This window comes from Pseudomonas fluorescens HK44 (genome assembly GCF_000217955.3).
GTDB classification, from domain to species: domain Bacteria; phylum Pseudomonadota; class Gammaproteobacteria; order Pseudomonadales; family Pseudomonadaceae; genus Aquipseudomonas; species Aquipseudomonas fluorescens_AQ.
The window spans coordinates 1-1,270 of sequence record NZ_AFOY02000022.1 but is presented as its reverse complement, the minus strand read 5'-3'; the positions used below and the strand labels follow the sequence as shown (position 1 = coordinate 1,270).

The window sequence follows — 1,270 nt, the reverse complement described above, 5'->3', positions numbered from 1 at the left end:
ACGGCGGCTACAGCCAGCTCACAGCGTTTGTGCGTTCGTGGCGAGGTGAGCAAGGCAAGTCTTTACGCGCTTTTGTACCGCTGACGTTTGCACTCGGAGAGGCCTTCCAGTTTGACTGGAGCGAAGAAGGTCTGCTGATCGGTGGCCTGTTTCGACGCATCCAGGTCTCCCACATGAAGCTGTGCGCCAGTCGCGCATTTTGGTTGGTTGCGTATCCCAGCCAAGGCCACGAGATGTTGTTCGATGCCCATACCCGCTCGTTTGGCGCGTTAGGTGGGGTGCCGCGTCGCGGCATCTACGACAACATGAAAACGGCTGTCGACAAGGTCAACAAAGGCAAAGGTCGCACGGTCAATGCCCGGTTTGCCGTCATGTGTGCCCACTACCTATTCGATCCGGACTTCTGCAACGTGGCCTCTGGCTGGGAAAAAGGCATTGTCGAAAAGAACGTACAGGACAGCCGGCGGCGCATCTGGCTCGATGCTCAAAACTGCATGTTCCACACCTTTGAAGAACTGAATGTCTGGCTCGGCCAACGCTGTCGTGCGCTCTGGAGCGAGCTGGTGCACCCGCAGTACAACGGGCTGACGGTGGCGGACGTCCTGGAGTTGGAACGGGTCGAAATGATGCCAATGCCCACGGCCTTTGATGGCTATGTCGAACGCACCGTGCGGGTCTCCAGCACCTGCCTGATCAGCGTGGCGCGAAATCGCTACTCTGTGCCGTGTGAGCGGGTCGGCCAGTGGGTCAGCAGCCGTCTGTATCCTTCCCGGGTGGTTGTCATCGCCGATGAAACGATGATTGCCAGTCACGAGCGCCTCTTTGATCGAGATCAGGTCAGTTTTGACTGGCAGCATTACATCCCTCTCATCGAACGCAAGCCGGGAGCGCTGCGCAATGGCGCTCCGTTTGCCGATCTGCCGAAGCCGTTGATGCTTCTCAAGCGCGGCCTGAGACGGCACAGCAATGGTGACCGAGTCATGACGCAGGTACTGGCTGCTGTTCCCATCGCCGGGCTCGATGCCGTGTTGGTGGCGGTGGAGTTGGTACTGGAATCAGGCAGCTTGAGCGCCGACCACATCCTGAATGTCCTGGCTCGACTGACATCGACAGCAGTCCCTGCGTCCGCCGAAACCAGCCTTCAACTCAAGATAGCGCCTGTCGCCAATACGGCACGCTACGACCGGCTCCGTACCACCGATGAGGAGACTCGCAATGCGTGATCTTATGGCGGAACTCAAAGAACTGCGTCTGCATGGCATGGCCAGCG

Annotated in this window: 1 protein-coding gene; it reads left to right on the top strand. The window is 58.9% G+C overall.

Going from position 1 to position 1,270, the window contains the following annotated elements; all coding sequences use genetic code 11:
* Positions 1–1,223 (top strand): IS21 family transposase (gene istA, locus HK44_RS25805; RefSeq protein ID WP_024265176.1); only part of this gene is annotated, 1,223 nt, incomplete at its 5' end.
* Positions 1,224–1,270: the final 47 nt, after the last annotated feature.